The organism is Actinosynnema sp. NPDC053489 (assembly GCF_044544865.1).
Lineage (GTDB): Bacteria > Actinomycetota > Actinomycetes > Mycobacteriales > Pseudonocardiaceae > Actinosynnema.
This window is the reverse complement of record NZ_JBITXT010000005.1, coordinates 473,586-489,546: the sequence shown is the minus strand read 5'-3', so window position 1 is coordinate 489,546 and position 15,961 is coordinate 473,586. Positions and strand designations below refer to the sequence as shown.

The 15,961-nt window shown below is 74.0% G+C and carries 17 protein-coding genes; 4 read left to right on the top strand and 13 right to left on the bottom strand.

What is annotated here, in order from left to right; genetic code table 11:
- Positions 1-209 precede the first annotated feature (209 nt).
- Both ACIGNX_RS14610 and ACIGNX_RS14605 read left to right on the top strand, forming a co-directional pair.
- Positions 210-998, top strand: coding sequence for an ABC transporter ATP-binding protein (locus ACIGNX_RS14610; protein ID WP_396540034.1), 789 nt, complete (start codon positions 210-212; stop codon positions 996-998).
- Entirely contained in the window at positions 998-3,436 is a 2,439-nt protein-coding gene (locus ACIGNX_RS14605) for an ABC transporter permease (RefSeq protein WP_396540032.1), read from the top strand. The genes ACIGNX_RS14610 and ACIGNX_RS14605 overlap by 1 nt, the downstream gene beginning before the upstream one ends.
- A 4-nt stretch (positions 3,437-3,440) precedes the next feature.
- On the opposite strand, the gene ACIGNX_RS14600 is transcribed toward ACIGNX_RS14605, so the two are convergent.
- Positions 3,441-3,719 carry a hypothetical protein gene (locus ACIGNX_RS14600; protein WP_396540030.1) on the bottom strand — a complete coding sequence of 93 codons (279 nt, stop codon included), beginning with the start codon at positions 3,717-3,719 and terminating at the stop codon, positions 3,441-3,443.
- Positions 3,720-3,927: 208 nt separating this feature from the next.
- Here ACIGNX_RS14600 and ACIGNX_RS14595 point away from each other — a divergent pair, with 208 nt between their 5' ends.
- The gene (locus ACIGNX_RS14595) at positions 3,928-5,001 is read left to right on the top strand and encodes a hypothetical protein (protein WP_396540028.1); all 1,074 of its coding nucleotides are present in this window, start codon (positions 3,928-3,930) and stop codon (positions 4,999-5,001) included.
- A gap of 64 nt (positions 5,002-5,065) precedes the next feature.
- Here the strand turns inward: ACIGNX_RS14595 and ACIGNX_RS14590 are convergent, their stop codons facing one another.
- The 12 genes from ACIGNX_RS14590 to ACIGNX_RS14535 all read right to left on the bottom strand — a co-directional run bounded on the left by ACIGNX_RS14590 (position 5,066) and on the right by ACIGNX_RS14535 (position 13,729).
- The gene (locus ACIGNX_RS14590; protein WP_396540026.1) at positions 5,066-5,764 is read right to left on the bottom strand and encodes a 2-hydroxychromene-2-carboxylate isomerase; all 699 of its coding nucleotides are present in this window, start codon (positions 5,762-5,764) and stop codon (positions 5,066-5,068) included.
- 1 nt (position 5,765) lies between these two features.
- Positions 5,766-6,500, bottom strand: a complete 735-nt coding sequence (gene fabG / locus ACIGNX_RS14585; protein ID WP_396540024.1) for a 3-oxoacyl-[acyl-carrier-protein] reductase — start codon at positions 6,498-6,500, stop codon at positions 5,766-5,768.
- Positions 6,497-6,949: a 3-hydroxyacyl-ACP dehydratase FabZ family protein gene (locus tag ACIGNX_RS14580; RefSeq protein WP_396540022.1), complete on the bottom strand. Its 453-nt coding sequence runs from the start codon at positions 6,947-6,949 to the stop codon at positions 6,497-6,499. The genes fabG and ACIGNX_RS14580 overlap by 4 nt, the downstream gene beginning before the upstream one ends.
- Entirely contained in the window at positions 6,946-7,233 is a 288-nt protein-coding gene (locus tag ACIGNX_RS14575; protein ID WP_396540020.1) for a hypothetical protein, read from the bottom strand. Before ACIGNX_RS14575 ends, ACIGNX_RS14580 begins: the two co-directional genes overlap by 4 nt.
- Positions 7,230-8,279: a beta-ketoacyl synthase N-terminal-like domain-containing protein gene (locus tag ACIGNX_RS14570; RefSeq protein ID WP_396540018.1), complete on the bottom strand. Its 1,050-nt coding sequence runs from the start codon at positions 8,277-8,279 to the stop codon at positions 7,230-7,232. The genes ACIGNX_RS14575 and ACIGNX_RS14570 overlap by 4 nt, the downstream gene beginning before the upstream one ends.
- Complete coding sequence (locus ACIGNX_RS14565) at positions 8,276-9,238, bottom strand: acyl-CoA thioesterase (protein WP_396540016.1); 963 nt, start codon at positions 9,236-9,238, stop codon at positions 8,276-8,278. The genes ACIGNX_RS14570 and ACIGNX_RS14565 overlap by 4 nt, the downstream gene beginning before the upstream one ends.
- Entirely contained in the window at positions 9,235-9,951 is a 717-nt protein-coding gene (locus ACIGNX_RS14560; RefSeq protein WP_396540014.1) for an alpha/beta fold hydrolase, read from the bottom strand. Before ACIGNX_RS14560 ends, ACIGNX_RS14565 begins: the two co-directional genes overlap by 4 nt.
- Positions 9,951-11,183, bottom strand: a complete 1,233-nt coding sequence (locus ACIGNX_RS14555) for a beta-ketoacyl-[acyl-carrier-protein] synthase family protein (RefSeq protein ID WP_396540012.1) — start codon at positions 11,181-11,183, stop codon at positions 9,951-9,953. Before ACIGNX_RS14555 ends, ACIGNX_RS14560 begins: the two co-directional genes overlap by 1 nt.
- A 44-nt stretch (positions 11,184-11,227) precedes the next feature.
- Complete coding sequence (locus ACIGNX_RS14550; protein ID WP_360447794.1) at positions 11,228-11,491, bottom strand: acyl carrier protein; 264 nt, start codon at positions 11,489-11,491, stop codon at positions 11,228-11,230.
- Positions 11,492-11,591: 100 nt separating this feature from the next.
- On the bottom strand, positions 11,592-12,356 hold the full coding sequence (locus tag ACIGNX_RS14545) for a BTAD domain-containing putative transcriptional regulator (protein ID WP_396540010.1): 765 nt from the start codon (positions 12,354-12,356) through the stop codon (positions 11,592-11,594).
- A gap of 8 nt (positions 12,357-12,364) precedes the next feature.
- Positions 12,365-13,072, bottom strand: a complete 708-nt coding sequence (locus ACIGNX_RS14540; protein ID WP_396540008.1) for a BTAD domain-containing putative transcriptional regulator — start codon at positions 13,070-13,072, stop codon at positions 12,365-12,367.
- Between the two features lie 279 nt (positions 13,073-13,351).
- Positions 13,352-13,729: a histone-like nucleoid-structuring protein Lsr2 gene (locus tag ACIGNX_RS14535; protein ID WP_396540006.1), complete on the bottom strand. Its 378-nt coding sequence runs from the start codon at positions 13,727-13,729 to the stop codon at positions 13,352-13,354.
- A 529-nt stretch (positions 13,730-14,258) separates the two neighbouring features.
- On the opposite strand from ACIGNX_RS14535, the gene ACIGNX_RS14530 reads away from it, so the two are divergent.
- Entirely contained in the window at positions 14,259-15,941 is a 1,683-nt protein-coding gene (locus ACIGNX_RS14530) for a DEAD/DEAH box helicase (protein ID WP_396540004.1), read from the top strand.
- The last annotated feature ends 20 nt before the right edge of the window (positions 15,942-15,961 follow it).

Sequence of the window (15,961 nt, the reverse complement as noted above, 5' to 3'; positions counted from 1 at the left end):
CAGAAATTATGGAAACGGTGGCTACGATCTCCCGCACGTACCTACTTGATAGTCGGTTCCCCGCCGAGTCCGCACCGCTGCGGACAGGAACTCCACCGGCAGGCCCGATGGGCGATGCGGGGGACAGCACCAGTGCCGTTCACCCCGCCCCGTACGTATGGTCTGCGGCGCGGGCACACACCGACAGGTCCCACGTGGGGAGCAAGAACGTGAACCAGCCTCCGATTCAAGGCGTGGACGACGTCGTCCGACTGCATTCCGTCCGCAAGGTATACGGCAATGAGCGGAACGGCGTAGTCGCCCTTGATGGAGTCACGCTCGGCATCGCCCGGGGCACCTTCACGGCGGTGATGGGCCCCTCCGGTTCGGGCAAGAGCACCGCCCTGCACTGCGCCGCCGGCCTCGACCGGCCCACCTCGGGTTCCGTGCTGCTCGACGGCCGGGAGATCACCGGCCTGGGCGAGCGCGACCTGACCCGGCTGCGCCGCGAGCGCGTCGGCTTCGTCTTCCAGTCCTTCAACCTGCTGCCGGCGCTGACCGTCGTGGAGAACGTCGGGCTGCCGCTGCGCCTGGCAGGCCGCCGCCCCAAGCGCTCCCGGGTGGACGACGTGATCGCCCGCGTCGGCCTGTCCGAACGCCGGAACCACCGGCCCGGCGAGCTGTCCGGCGGCCAGCAGCAGCGCGTGGCGATCGCCCGCGCGCTCATCACCGATCCCGCGGTGATCTTCGGCGACGAGCCGACCGGCGCCCTGGACACCCGCACCGCGCTGGAGGTGCTCGCCCTGCTGCGCCAGGCGGTGCGCGACGGCCAGACGGTGGTCGTCGTGACGCACGACCCGGTGGCCGCCGCGCACGCCGACCGCGTCGTCTTCCTGGCGGACGGGCGGATCGCCGGCGAGCTGACGTCGCCGACCGCGCACGCCGTCAGCGAGCGGATGACCCAGCTCGGCGCGTGGGCCGACGTGCCCGCGGCCGACCTCGCCGGCGGGGTGCGCTGATGCTGCGCCTCGCGCTGCGCACGCTGCGCCACCGGGTGGGCGGGTTCACCGCCTCGTTCATCGCGCTGTTCCTGGGCGCCGCGATCGTGATGGCGTGCGGCGGGTTGATGGAGACCGGCATCCGCGACGCCGTGCCGCCGCAACGGCTGGCCGCCGCGCCCCTGGTCGTCACCGGCGACCCGTCGTACCTGGAGCGGTCGCCGATCGACGCCCGGCTCGTGGCCGAGGCCGCGGCCGTCGAGGGCGTCGCCGAGGCCGTGCCGGACGTAACGTTCCCGGTCACCCTGCCCGGCGGCGGTGACGCGACCGGCCACACGTGGTCCGGTGCGCGCCTCGCGCCGTACACAGTGGACCGGGGCCGTGCGCCGCAGGCCGCGGACGAGGTCGTCGTGGACGCGAACGCCGGCGTCGGTCCGGGCGGTCCGGTCACGCTGCGGATCGGCTCCCGGGACGTCGAGTACCGGGTGGTGGGCGTCGCGCGGGCCGCGGTCGACGCCGGGGCCGTGTTCTTCACCGACGACGAGGCGCGCCGGCTGTTCGCCAAGCCCGGCGAGGTCGACCTGATCGGCGTGCTGCTCGAACCGGGCGCGACGGTGGACGGCGTGCGCGAGGCCCTCGCGGCCGCGGTCGCCGACCGGGACGTGACCGTGCTGGCGGGCGATCAGCGGGGGCTCGCCGAGTTCCCCGACGCGCAGGGTGGCGGCGAGGCGATCATCACGCTGGCCGCGGTGTTCGGTGGTCTGGCGATCATGGTCGCGATGTTCGTCGTGGCGGGCACGCTCGGCCTGTCCGTGCAGCAGCGCCACCGCGAGATGGCCCTGCTGCGGGCGATCGGCACGACCCCGGGGCAGCTGCGCAGGCTGGTGCTGGGCGAGACGGCGGTGGTGGCGGTGCTCGCGACCGCCCTCGGCTGGCCGGTGAGCGGGTACCTGGGCGAGTGGTTGCTCGGCCAACTGGCGGGCGCCGGCGTCGCGCCGGAGGTGATGGCGTACCGGCAGGGCTGGATCCCGGTGCTGGCCGGGGTCGGGATCTCGTTGCTCAGCGCCCTGGTCGCGGCGTTCGTCGCGGGGCGCGGCGCGGCCGTGACGCGGCCGACCGAGGCGTTGGTGGCGGCCGGCCTGCAGACGCGCTGGTTCAGCGTGCCCAGGCTGGTGTTCGCGCTGCTGTGCCTGGGCGGCGGCACGGCGTTGAGCATCATCACCGCGCTGGTCATGTCCGGCCCGGTGGCGGCGAGCACGGCCGGCCCGACGGCGATGCTGTGGGCGTCGGGCATCGCGCTGCTCTCCCCCGCCGCGGCGAGGGTGCTGGTCGCGGTCCTGCGCCGGCCCGTGCGCGCGGTGTCGGGCCTGGCGGGGTACCTCGCGGTGCTCAACACCGGGGCGCGGCGGGTGCGCGTGGCCGGCGCCATCACGCCGGTCATGCTGGCCACGGGCCTCGCGACGGCGTTGATCTACCTGCAGACCACGCAGGCCGGCGCGGCGTCCGGCTCGTTCGCGGAGAGCCTGCGCGCCGACGCCGTGGTGACCAGCACGACCGGGGGCGTGCCGCTGGAGGTGGTGGACGAGGTGCGGGCGCTGCCGGGCGTCGAGGCGGCGTCGGCCGTGGTCGACACCGAGGCGTACTTCCCCCACCACGGGGACGGTGACGACGAGATCACCGTGCTGGGCGTGACGCCCGGCGGTGTCACGCGCACCCTGGGCGTCGACGTCACCGCCGGGTCGCTGGACGACCTGCGCGGCGACGCGGTGGCGCTGCCGAGCGGGTGGGCGGAGCGGCTGGGCGCCGCCGTCGGCGACCCGGTCACGATGAAGCTGGGCGACGGCGCGCAGGTCGACCTGGAGGTGGCGGCCGTGCACACGGGCGCGTTCGACGCGGCCCTGATGCCCGCGGAGCTGGTCATCGCCCACACCACCGTCGGGCAGGCGTCGCAGGTGCTGGTGAAGGGCCCGGAGTCGGCGCTCGCGCCGCTGACCGCGCGGCACCCGGAGCTGCGGGTCGCGGACCGGGAGCAGGCGTTGGCCGCGGGCGGCGGCGGCGAGCAGACCGGCGCGTGGGTGAACTACCTGCTGGTCGGCATGATCCTGGCCTACACGGTGATCTCCCTGGTGAACACGCTGGTGATCGCGACGGGCGAGCGGCGGCGCGAGTTCGCGCTGCAACGGCTGATCGGCGCCACGCACGGGCAGATCCTGCGGATGGTCGGCGTCGAGTCGGTGGTGATCTCGCTCGGCGGGATCATCCTGGGCGCGATCGTGTCGCTGGTGACGCTCGTGCCGTTCGCCATCGCGTTGGACGGCACGTACTGGCCGCGGGGCCCGATCGGGATCTACCTGGTCGTGGTGGGCTCGGCGACGGCGCTGACGCTGCTGTCGACCCTGCTGTCCACGGCCTACGTGCTGCGGACACCGCCGGTGGAGGCCGCGGCGGCACTGGACTGAGGTGTCACGGCCGGCGCCGCAGGCCCACCTCGGCGCCGGTCGCGGCCGACCGGACCAGCGCCTCGCCGACCCGGGCCGTGCGCGCGGAGTGGGCGGGCGAGATTAGCGGCATGACCACGCCGGAGGCCGGCAGCGCCGCGGCACGCCGTTGCTGCGAGCGGAAGCGGTACATGTCGCCCACCACCAGGTCGGCCGGCAGCCGGTCGTAGCCGTCGTGCACGCGTGCCCCGAAGGGCCGCGCCACCTCCTCCGCCGCCGCGCGCCAGCCCACGCGGGCGGCCACCGCGACCACCGCGTTGCCCCGGCGTCGCGTGGATCGCGGGCAGCACGCGCCCGGCGATGGGGCAGGTAACCCCGAGGACGCCCCGGCGCAGCGGCTCCACACGGCGCCGCTTAACCGTTTAACCGCATCAGGCGGCGGTCAGCCGCCGGTCAGGACGCTTCGCCACCGTGGTGTACCCGCGTTCGCGGGTTCCCGTTGAAGGAGGAGCATGTCCAGACACCTCAGCACGACCACGGCGCTGGCGGCCTCGCTCGTGCTGGCGACGACGGCGGTCGGGCCGCGGGCCCTGGCCGCGCCCGGTCCCGTCGCGCCCGGTCCCGTCGCGGCGGCGGCGTGCGCGTCGAGCACCCTGCCGCTGCCCACCGGCGTCGCCGGAGGCGCGGTCACGGCGGCGGACGGTGCCGGCGGCTGGGCGGGCGCCGGGTACGTGCCGGTCCCGTTCGGCGGTCGGGCGACCCACGCGCTGCGCTGGTCCGGCGGCGCGGTGACCGACCTCGGCACGCTCGCGGGCCAGGGCGACGACGCGGTCGTGACGGGCGTGAACCGCGCCGGCACGGTGGTCGGCTACGCACCCGGTGTGGCCGACCGGGCGTTCCGCTCGAACGCGGGGAAGCTGGAGGCGCTGCCGGTGCCGGCGGGCACGGACAGCTCGCGGGCCACCGGCGTCAACGACAGCGGCGACGTGGTCGGCGACGTCGGAGTGGACCTCCAGCAGGGCGTGACCGTCTACACCGTGCACACGGCGGTGCTCTGGCCGGCCGCCGCGCCGGGCACCGTGGTGGCGCTGCCCGGCCTGCCGACCACCGGGCAGACCAAGGCCGTCGGCGTCGACCAGGACGGCACGGTGCTGGTCGAGCACTACCCGAGCCGCACGGACGCGTTCGCCGCCACCGGCCTGCTGCTGTGGCGCGCCGGGACGGCCCGCCGGCTCGCGCTCCCGTCGGGCAGCGCGACCGTGCAGGGCACGAGCGTGGCCAACGGTCGGGTGACCGGTACGACCCACGCCTCCGCCACGGCGGACGGTCGCGGGGTGCTGTGGGAGCACGACGGCACGCCGCTGCGGCCCGCCGGCTCCGGTGCGCTGCACTCGGTCAACCGCGCCGGCCGGTCGGTCGGCTGGACCACCGACACCGCGCTGACGTGGGCCGTGTGGCAGCTCGGCACCCTGGTGACCACCGTCCCCGGCACGCTGGGACTCGCGGTGGCGGCCGACAGCGGGGAGGTGGCCGGCTGGAGCCGGGTGTCCGGCCAGCAGAACAAGCCGACGGTGTGGCGCTGCTAGCACCGCCTCACGCGGTCGAAGGGGGACCCCGCGAGGAGTCCCCCTTCGACCGCAGCGGACCGGGTCAGCCGCAGCCGCCCGCGTGCCCCTCGTCCGACGACCGCCCCAGCCCCACCGCGCTCGACGACGCGGGCAGCGCGGCGGCGGGCGCGAGCTTCGACCGCACGTGCGCGACGAAGTCGGGCAGCCGGTCCACGCCCCAGAACCGGGTGAACCGGTGCACGAAGAACGGCACGCCGAACGCGCCGTCCCTGCACACGTCCACCAGCAGCTCGACCCCCCGCGCCCGCAGCTCGGGGTGCTCGCCGGCGCCCGCCACCTCGGCGGGGTCCAGCCCCAGCTCCGCGGCGATCTCCGCGACGGTGTCGCGGTCGCAGATGTCGCGCCCCTGCTCCCACCGCGCCCGGTAGGCCGCCGCGATGTACTCCGGGCCCAGCCCGTCGCGCAACGCCACCAGGTAGCCCAGGTGCGGGACCTCCCAGACCGGGTCGCGGTCCACGGGCCAGGTCAGCTCCAGCCCGCGGGCCGCCGCGAGCCTGGCCACGTCCTGGAGGATGTAGAAGTGCTTGGCGCGCGACATGGCCGCGTAGGGGAACTGCTCGCCGCGCTCGGCCAGCGCCCGCTCGTTGCGCTCGTCGGGTTCCCAGAACGGCGCCCACTCGATCGCGTCCGCCACGTCCCGGTGCTCGCGCAGCAGGTCGTGGTAGGCCAGCCACGAGTACGGGCTGCGCAGCGAGAAGTAGAACCGGGGGTTGCGCGCCACCTCAGATCACCAGCCCGCCGTCGACGCCGAACACCTGGCCCGTGACGTAGGACGCCCGGTCCGACACCAGGAACGACACCAGGTCGGCCACCTCCTCCGGCCGGCCGAACCGGCCCAGCGGGATCTGCGCCGACACCCGGGCGGCGAAGTCGTCGCCGAGACCGGAGACCATGTCGGTGTCGATGAACCCCGGCGCGACGGCGTTGACGCGGATGCCGTACCTGCCGACCTCCTTGGCCAGCGCCTTGCTGAACCCGATGATCCCGGCCTTGGACGCGGAGTAGTTCGTCTGGGTCGCGTTGCCGTGCACGCCGGCCACCGACGACAGGGTCACCACCGAGCCCGCCTTGCGCTTCATCATCGCGAACACCGCGGCCTTGGCCACGTGGAACGTGCCGTCGAGGTTGACCCGCAGCACCCGCTGCCAGTCGTCCTCCTTCAGCAGCACCAGCGGGTTGTCGCGGACGATGCCCGCGCACGACACCACGGCGTGCAGCGGGCCCAGCTCGCGTTCGACGTCCTTGACGAACCGGTCCACCTCGCCCTTCTCGGCCACGTCCACCCGCGCGGCGAACACCGCCGCGCCGGCCGCGGCGGCCTCCTTCTCCACCACCTCGGCGGCGTCGCGGTTCGACTGGTAGCAGAACGCCACGTCGAACCCGTCGCGCGCGAGCCGGGCCACCACCTGGTGCCCGATGCCCCGCGACCCGCCGGTCACCAGCGCCACGCGCCTCATGCCAGTTCCTCCGCCCTGCGCCGTGCCATCGTGAACGAGCCGACCTCCAGCACCTCGCGCCCGGCGACCAGGCTGCGGCCGGCGAGGATCGCCGCGTCGGCCACCTCCCGGACCAGCCGGACGTGGTGCTCCACCACGTCGCCGGGCACCACCTCGCCGTGCACGACGACGTCGCGGATGCCGCTGATCAGCTCGACCTTGTCCGCCAGGACGTCCGGGTTCGGGTTGCCCCAGCGGGTCAGCAGCACCGCGGACTGCGCCCAGGACTCCAGGAGCAGCCCGAGCGGGTAGGCGTCCTCGGCGTCAAGGTCGGCGTAGCACGGCTCCCGGCCGCTGACCGCCTTCAGCGTCACGATGGCGCTGCCCGGGTCCACTTCGGCCACCCGGTCGACCAGCAGCACGGGGAACCGGTGCGGGATGACCCGGCGGATGCCGGCCGGGCCCGTCACGACGCCACCAGCCGCAGCCTGAACTCCGCCACCACGCCCGCGCCCGTGGACACCGTCGCCGCGCACCGCACGTGGTCCTCCTGGTCGGTCAGGGTCGTCTCCACCGTCAGCGTGTCGCCGGGGAACACCGGCCGCACGAACTTCGCCCGGTCCAGCGCCACGACCCGGCGACCGGGCAGCGCGGCCCGGACGTGGTCGAGCACGAACAGGCCCGGCAGGATCGGGAAGCCCGGGTAGTGCCCGGCGAACACGGGGTCCGCCGGGTCGACGTGGACGGTGGTCACGGCAGGTCCAGCACGACGCAGCCGACGGTGCCGTCGCGCTCGACACCGGTCACCAGCGCGAGGCCCGACCGGCCGGACGCGACCGCCGCCGCGAGCTGGAAGCTCGCCGCCGCCGCGGACGTGTCGCCGACGAGCGGCGCGCACCGCAGCCACTCGGGCGTGCGGCCCAGCGCCTCGGCGACGGCCCGCTCCTCCGCGCCGTCGGTGGAGACGACCACCACGTCCGCCGGGTCCGCGCCCGCCTCGGTCAGGGCCGCCCGCACGCACTCGCGCAGCGCGTCGGCCGCGCCGGCGGGCTCGAAGAAGCCCCGGAACCGGGTCGCCACGACGCGGGCCAGCACGGGCCGCCCGGCCCGGCCGGACTCGCGTTCCAGCAGGAACACCGCGCCGCCCTCGCCGAGCGGGCCGGCCGCGCCCTCGCTGCCGCGCCACTCCAGCCACGCCCGCTGCTCGGAGTACTCCTCGGCCGCGCCGACCAGCACCCGGTCGGCGTGCCCGCCGCGCAGCAGCCGCGCCGCGTAGTTCAGGGCCAGCAGCCCGGTCAGCGCGCCGCCCGCGATGGTGGTGTTGGGGCCCTTGATCCGGTGCCAGATGGCGCTCTGCCCGGCGGCCCGGTTCATCACCGTGTTGGGGAACAGCGCCGGGTCGACGTGGTAGGGCTTCTCGCCGGTGAGGCCGTCGCGGGTGAAGTCCATGATGGACTGCACGCTGCCGGAGCCGGTGCCCAGCACCACGCCCACCCGGTCGGGGTGCTCCAGCAGGGCCGGGCCGCACTCCTCCAGCAGCCGGCCGACCGTGCTCACGGCCAGCGCCGTGACGCGGTCCATGGTGCGGGTGCCCTTCTTGCCCAGCGCGCCCGCCGCGCTGAAGTCGGGCACCAGAGCCGCCTGCTCGAACGGGCCGCCCGGGGCCGGGGCGAGCACCGGGACGCCCGCCCGCACGCCGTCGGCGAACGCCTCCGCGCCCATCCCGAACGGCGACACCGCCGACCACGCCGAGATGACCAGCGCGTCCACGACGGACGCGGGCACGACGGGCGCGGTCACGACGCACCACGCCCGCTGAGCGAGCCCGCCTTGCCGGTGATGGCGCCGAGGAGGCGGTCGTCGAAGTCGACCAGGCTCCAGTCCTTGCGGTTCTCGATCACGGCCCAGCCGTGGGTGATGCGGCCGGTCGCGGTCGGCACCAGCTCGCCGTCGCGCAGCGCGTAGCAGTCCATCCGGGCGGTGAAGGTGAACCGCTTGAAGACCTCCTCCACGGTGAACACCGTGTAGAGCGTCTCCTCCATCCGCGCCTCGCCCAGGAACGTGATCCGCGAGTGCGGCACGACCGGGATCCAGTTCTGCTCGTCCAGCAGCTTCTTGATCGACACGCCCCGGTCCTCCACGAACAGGTCCAGGATCTCCTCCATCTGGCGGAGGTAGCCCGACATCTGCACCCGCTCGGTGAAGTGGCAGTAGAAGTAGGGCATCCGCCACGCCCACGCGAACGCGTTCCTGCCCGCGGTGAGCAGGTCCAGCGGGTCGGCGTCGCCGACCCGGACCGGCTCGACCGCGCCGACCCGGTCCAGCACCGCGGCCTCGGGCGCGCCGATGGCGTCCACCACGTGCGGCAGCAGCTCGGCCGGTGCCGGCTCGGCGTCGAAGCCGTGCGGGTCCAGCCGGAACGACACCGCCACCTTCGACTTGACCGCCTTCACGGTCTTGCCGTCCCGCTGCACGGTCAGCTCGACGAGGAGCTTGAGGGGCCCGTCGCCGGCCACGCGCGTGACGGTGGCCTGCGCGAGGTCGTCGATGTGGAACGCGGTGAGGATCTTGGTGTCCAGGTCGGTGAGGTCGGTGCACAGCCCGAACCGCTCGTACAGCGCGCCCGCCGGGAACCCGCTCTGCCGCAGGTGGTCCAGCACCGCTTCCTCGACCAGGTAGTTGACGTGCTTGAAGCCGATCCAGGTGCAGATGTTCGAGCCCTCGTAGCGGGGACGCAGCGAGACGGTCGTGGTGGTCACGTCAGCTCCAGGTGTTCGTCGAAGAAGTCGCGGACCAGGGCCGCGAGGCGGTCGGGCTGTTCGATCATCGGGAAGTGGCCGCACCCGTCCAGCGGCTCGAACCGGCCGCGCGGCAGGGCCTTCGCCAGGGCGCGCCCGTCGTCGGGCCGGGCGGCGACGTCGTCGACACCGCTCACCACGAGCACCGGCGCGTCGACCCGGGACAGGTCCAGGAACGGGGTGCGCAGGTAGGTCTGGAACCACCGCGTCCAGCCGTACGGGCCGACCTGGTCGCGCAGCGCCCTGGCCAGCCACTCGCGCTTGGCCTCGGGGAAGCGGGAGGTCTCCCCGACGCGCAGCGCCTCGGTGAACGTGCGGTGGAAGTCGTTGAGGTAGTAGGAGATCGTGGGCCAGTCGAAGTCGGCGGGCTCCGGTCGGTAGAACGGGCACACCAGCACGGTGGGGCGCGGTGGCACGCGGCCGTCGGCGTAGCACTCCAGCAGCAGGTTCGCGCCGAGGGAGTGCGCCACCACGACGTCGTGCCCACCGGCGACGTCGACCACGAACCGGCCGGGGTCTGGCCCGTGGGCCCACGCCGGGTCGGCCATCCCGTGCCAGGGCAGCTCCGGCCGGGCGGCGGCGAAGCGGGGCGGCAGGTCCAGCGCGTCCCACACGGCCGCCTTGCCCGCCAGGCCGTGCAGGAACAGCGCCCGGACCCCGCCGCCGCCCCGCATCACACCGCGTCCCGGTACCGGCCCAGGATCAGCACCGAGTTGTTGCCCGCGAAGGCCAGCGCGTTGTTCTGCACCACGTCCAGCGTGGCCGGCCGCGCCTGGTTGGGCACGCAGTCCAACCCCACCTCGGGGTCGGTCTCGCGGTGGTTGATCGTGGGCGGGATGAAGCCCTCGGTGATCGCCAGGGCGCACGCCGCGGACGCCAGCGCGGACGCCGCTCCCATCGAGTGCCCCAGCATCGACTTGATCGACACGGTGGGCGGCGGCGCGTCGAACACCTGCCGGATCGCGCCGGACTCGGTGACGTCGTTGGCCTTGGTCCCGGTGCCGTGCGCGGAGATGAAGTCGACGTCCTCGGGCTTGACGCCCGCGTTGCGGTGCGCCAGCTCGATGCACCGGGCCAGGCTGTCCCGGTCGGGCGCCACGGGGTGGTTGGCGTCGCAGTTGAGGCCGTAGCCCAGCACCTCGGCGTAGATCCGGGCGCCGCGGGCCAGCGCGGACTCCAGCGACTCCAGCACCAGGACGCCGCCGCCCTCGCCGGTGAGGATGCCCTTGCGGTCCTTGTCGAACGGCGCGCACACCTGCGGGGCGATCGTGCCCAGGCGGTAGAAGCCGGTGAACGTCTTGCGGCACACCGCGTCCGCGCCGCCTACGAGCGCCACCTCCACCTCCCCCTCGCGGATGGCGTCGAAGCCGTTGCCGATGGCGTAGTTGCCCGCGGCGCACGCGGTGGGGATGGTGACCGCCTCCACGTCGGTGAGCGCCAGCTCCCGCACGATGGCGGAGGACAACCGGCCCGCCGTGGAGCGGCGCGCGACGACCGGGTTCCACGACTCCGGGCCGTCCTCCAGCTGCTGGGCCACGAGGTTGTCCAGGTCGCGGGACTCGGCGTCGGTCGTGCCGACCGACACCAGGACCCGCTTGCCGCGCAGCTCGTCCAGCGCCAGGCCCGCGTCCGCGACGGCCATCCGCGCCGCGGCGGCGGAGAACTGCGCGGCCCGGCCCAGCTCCTCCGGGTCCACCCGGCTGAGCCACGCCGCCGGGTCGAAGTCGGCGACCTCCGCGCCGTTGGCGTGGCCGAAGCCCGCGGTGTCGAACGAGGTGATGGGCTTGACCCCGCTGCGACCCTCGCGCAGGCCGGCCAGGAACTCGGTGACGCCGATGCCGATGCTGGTGACCACGCCCAGACCCGTGATCACCACTCGGCGCGGCTGCCGCCCTCCGTCGTGCATCGCGTCCTCCCAGTCCGGTGCCGGACCGCTCGACCGGCGGGCGGTTACTTGGCGGCCTGGGCTTCGGCGACGACGGCGATCACGCCTTCGAGGTTGACCATCCGGGTCAGCTCGGCCTGGTCGATCTCGACGCCGAAGGTGCGCTCCAACGCGGACAGGATTTCGATGGCGCCGAGCGAGTCGGCGTCGTGGTCCTCCTTGAAAAGGCTCGTGTCGGTCATCTCCTCGGGGTCGATCTCGAGGATTTCCGACACGATCTCCTTGATCTTCGCCTTGCCGTCCGCGTCGATCTGCACCGAGCTGGTCATTGCGCACCTCCGGGAACACGGGTTTCTGCCTACCGGTTCCCAGAATGCTTTTCGGGGCTATATCCGGCCTATGCGGCGGGCTATACGGCGGTCGGCCGCGCTACACCGCCACGCGTCGCGGCGAGGCCAGCACCGGGTCCGCGGTGAGGATCGCCAGGTGCACCTCGCGCAGCAGCGAGCCGGGGTCGATGCCCAGCTCGTCGGCGAGCATGCGGCGACCCTCCTCGTAGAGCACGAGCGCGTCGGCCTGCCGGTCGCAGCGGTAGAACGTGGTCATGAGCTGGGCGCGGAACCGCTCCTGCAACGGGTGCTGGTGCACGAGCCTGGTCAGCTCGGGCAGCAGCTGCGCGTGCCTGCCCAGCGCCAGGTCGGCCTCGATGCGGCTCTCCAGCGCGGCGATCCGCGCCTCCTCCAGCCGCGGCGCCTCGGCGTCGGCGAGGTGCTCGGACACGCCGGTCAGCGCGGGCCCGCGCCACAGCCGCAGCGCCGCGCGCAGCTGCCGGGCCGCTTCCTCGTACCGGCCCGCGGCGAGCGCGGTCTGGCCCTGCGCCGCCTGGTCCTCGAACTCCCGCAGGTCGAACGCGCACTCGCCGAGCCGCAATTCGTAGCCGCGGGACCGGCGGGTGATGCCGACCTCGCCGCGCAGCGTTTTCCGCAATCGCGACACGTAGGTGTAGATCTGCGCGTTGAACGTCGCCGGCGGGTGGTCCCCCCACAGGAAATCGCTCATCTGGGTGTCGGAGACGGCGCCGTTGTCGGCGAGCAGCAGCGCCGTGAGCACGGTGCGCGGTTTGGACCCGTCGAGCGGCACCTCCTGCCCGTCGTGGTGCGCCTCCACCGGACCCAGGACCCGGAACTCCAGCACTTCGCCTCCTACAGCAGTACCTGGTCGTGGACGAGGATCGCCTGGTAGAGCCGGCGCATCGCGCGGCCGGGCTCCAACCCGAGCTCGCTGGCCAGGCGCCTGCGCGTGTGGTGGAAGACGTCCAGCGCCTCCGTCTGCCTCCCGTTGCGGTACAGCGCGACCATCAGCTGCTCGCTGAACCGCTCCCGCTCCGGGTACTCCGCCGCGAGCTGCTTGAGCTCCGACACGACGCCGCGGTCCTCGCCGTTGGCGAGCTTGGCGGCGATGAGGTCCTCGCGGGCGCTGAGCCTGCGCTCGTCCAGCCGCGCGGCCTCGATGCGGAACCGCAGGCCGTCGCTCACGTCGAACAGCGCCGGGCCGTGCCACAGCCGCAGCGCCCGCTCCAGCGAGTCGATCGCCTCGCCGGGGCGGTGCAGCACCAGCGCGGAACCCCGGTCGGCCAGGTCGCGGAACAGGTGCGCGTCCACCGCCTCGGCGGGCAGGTCCAGCACGTAGCCGCTGCTCACCGTGCGGACCAGGCAGTCGCCCGGCACGTCGGCGAACTGCTCCAGCAGTTTGCGCAGCCGCACCACATTCGCCTGGAGCGCGTTGCGGGCGTTTCCCATCTGTTTACCCGCCCACAATTCCTCGACCAACTGGTCGAACGGAACGGGGGTGCCCGGGGAAAGCGCCAGCAGCGCGAGCAGGGTGCGGACCTGACGTGCGGCCACACCCATCCGACGATCCTCACGTGCGAGGGCGACAGCACCGAGAATCTGCACCTGCATGGTCACGACCCCCAGTCTCTAGACGACGCAGAGCGCGCTGTAGCCGGCGGCCCGAACCCCAAATCCCCGGCTAAAGCGTTTGTCATGTTGCCCAGCCCGCCTCGATGGGGGGAAATATCATTTGAACCACGTGGGACGGGCCGTGGCGGTATGCCGCCGTTCGGGTCAGCTCCGACCCCCGGCTGCTGTTACCGCGATCGTCGAACTTCGCCCCGACGGCGGTGACGGCTACCGCCCGTCACCGCCGCCTAGGCGCTTCGGGTGATCGGGGGTGGCCCGAACACCCCGGTTGCGCCGCCGTCCCGAATGGGCCCGCTCGTAGGCGTCCAGCACGATCGCGGACAGCCGGCCGCGGTCGGAGATCCGGTACCCGTGCTCGCGCGCCCACCGGCGAACGGCCCGCGCCACGTGGGCATCGGTGCTGCTCACCGGCATCGGAGGGGCGCCGGGCGTCCGCCGCGCGGCCCGCACGAACCGGTCGAGCGCGGCGCGCAGCCTGGCCGCGTTCGCCGCGCCGAGGCGGATCTCGAACCACACGCCGTCGAGGCCGAACAGGACCGGCCGCACGTCGTGCCCGGTGTGGCCGTCCAGGTCGTCCACCGCCACGCACACCACTCCCCCAGGTCGGACACTCACGCTCGGTGTCGATCTCGCGGCACGCTACCGGTGAGTTGACCATGCCGGGGAAGCCGATCGCGAAGTATAGGAGAGGTATAGCGGGGGGCTTCAGTGTTGCCCGCGGGTGAATCTCCGCCCCTGTTCGCCCCCGAACACGCGTGCCGCCTTCTCCGATCCCGCGGATCAAAAAGTATTTCACGTCATCGTGACGGCGTTATTTCCGTTTCGTCCCGCGGGTCGCCGGGCCGCGCGCCCGGGGCGGACCCCGATTCGCCGTGATTTCGGACGGGCCCGCCGGCGCGGGCGCCGTGATCGCGCGTCGGCGCCGGCGGCGTCGCGCTGACGCGTTCCGCCGGCCCGACGACTGCGGAATACCGGACCGGCCCGGCGCCTCCCGCCCGACCGGGCCCGGCCGCCGGCCGCGTCACCGGTCGCGTCACCGGTCGCGTCCACCGGCCGGGTCCGGCCGGCCACCCCCTCACCGAGCGGTTCAGGGGCGATCAGCGAGACTTGGGGCATGAACGACGAGCCCGACGACCGGACCAGCTTCGCCGACCTCGGGTTGCGCCCCGAACTGCTCCGGGCGTTGTCCGGTCTGGGCTACGAGGAGCCCACCCCCATCCAGCGGGAGGCCATCCCGCCGCTGGCCGCGGGCCGCGACCTGCTCGGGCAGGCGGCCACGGGCACCGGCAAGACGGCGGCGTTCGCGCTGCCGGTGCTGGAGCGCATGTCGGGCGGCGAGCGCACCGAGCGGGCCCCGTTCGCGCTCGTGCTGGTGCCGACGCGGGAACTGGCGGTGCAGGTGTCCGAGGCCGTGCACCGGTACGGCCGGGAGCTGGGCGCGCGGGTGCTGCCGATCTACGGCGGCCAGCCCATCGGGCGGCAGCTGCGCGTGCTGGAGCAGGGCGTGGACGTGGTCGTGGCCACGCCGGGCCGCGCCGTGGACCACCTCAGCCGCGGCACGCTCAAGCTCGACCACCTCGAAGTCGTCGTGCTGGACGAGGCCGACGAGATGCTCGACATGGGCTTCGCCGAGGACCTGGACACGATCCTGGCCGAGACGCCCGAGCAGCGGCAGACCGTGTTGTTCTCCGCGACCATGCCCGGCCGCATCGACCGCCTGGCCCGCCGGCACCTGACCGACCCGGTGCGCATCACCATCGGCCGCGAGCAGCCCGAGCCGGGCGAGGCGCCGCGCGTGCGGCAGAGCGCGTACGTCGTGCCGCGGGCGCACAAGCCGGCCGCCCTGGGTCGCGTGCTCGACGTCGAGGCGCCGACCGCGGCGATCGTGTTCTGCCGCACCCGCGACGAGGTCGACCAGCTCACCGAGACGTTGAACGGCCGGGGCTACCGGGCGGAGTCGCTGCACGGCGGCATCAGCCAGGAGCAGCGGGACCGGGTGATGGCGCGGCTGCGCAACGGCACGGCCGACCTGCTGGTCGCCACCGACGTGGCGGCCCGCGGCCTGGACGTGGAGCAGCTCACGCACGTCGTCAACTACAACGTGCCGTCCGCGCCGGAGTCCTACGTGCACCGCATCGGCCGGGTCGGGCGGGCGGGCCGCGAGGGCGTGGCGATCACCCTGGCCGAGCCGCGCGAGCACGGCATGCTCAAGACCATCGAGCGGGTCACCAAGCAGCGCATCCAGGTGGAGAAGGTGCCCACCATCGCCGACCTGCGGGCGCGCCGGCTGGAGCTGACCCGCGCGGCGCTGCACGAGAGCCTGCTGGAGGACGACTTCGAGAGCTTCCGGGTCGTGGTGGAGACGCTGACCGACGAGTTCGACGTCATGGAGGTGGCGCTGGCGGCGGTCAAGCTGGCGCACGAGGCCACCGGCGCGGCGGCGGACGAGGAGGAGATCCCGGAGTACGTGCCGCGGACCGGTTCCGGCGAGCGCCGCGGCCGGGACGGTGCCGAGCGCCGCGAGCCGCGCCGCCCGCGCCGCCCGTCCGCGGGCATGACGCGGTTGTTCGTGGGCGCGGGCCGCAGCTCGGGCATCCGGCCGCAGGACCTGGTGGGCGCGATCGCGGGCGAGGCGCGGCTCAACGGCCGCGACATCGGCGCGATCGAGATCGCCGACCGGTTCTCGCTGGTCGAGGTGCCGGACGCGGCGGCGCAGCAGGTGATCGCCTCGCTGCGGGGCGCCACGATCAAGGGCCGCAAGGTCACCGTGCGGCGGGAGCGCGACGACCCGCGCTGACCCCGGCCGCGGCACCGGCG